At 30.5% G+C, this 384-nt stretch carries 1 protein-coding gene; it reads right to left on the bottom strand.

Going from position 1 to position 384, the window contains the following annotated elements; translation table 11 throughout:
* Nucleotides 1–10: 10 nt before the first annotated feature.
* Nucleotides 11–384: beta/alpha barrel domain-containing protein (locus tag E4T88_RS17855; protein WP_497707132.1), on the bottom strand; the 374-nt coding region annotated here is incomplete at its 5' end.

Genomic DNA, 384 nt, shown 5'->3' with positions numbered 1-384 from the left:
GTTTTATATATTAATTTTTATTAACTGAAGCGTAGTAGATTGATTCTACAGCGTCTGCTAGGCCTTTATCGAATTCTTCTTTTGATTGTCCTGCGAATAAGTCTGTAACTAATGCGCGTGAGAAACTAGCGATTAAGCCTTCATTTTCTTTTAATAATTCGTTTGCTTTATCTCTTGAATAACCGCCAGATAAGGCAACAACACGAATTACGTTTGGATGTTCTATTAATGATTTATATTGATTTGGTTTTGTTGGAATTGTTAATTTCAACATCACGAATTGATCATCGTTTAATTTATCTAATTCTTTAGCAATTTCCTCAGTTAAAATATCTTCAATTTCTTCTTTATCTTTAGCGTTGATATTAACTTCTGGTTCAATAA

It is taken from the genome of Dysgonomonas mossii, assembly GCF_004569505.1.
Lineage (GTDB): Bacteria > Bacteroidota > Bacteroidia > Bacteroidales > Dysgonomonadaceae > Dysgonomonas.
The sequence above is the reverse complement of the archived record's forward strand: the minus strand, read 5'-3'. Positions and strand labels throughout refer to the sequence as shown.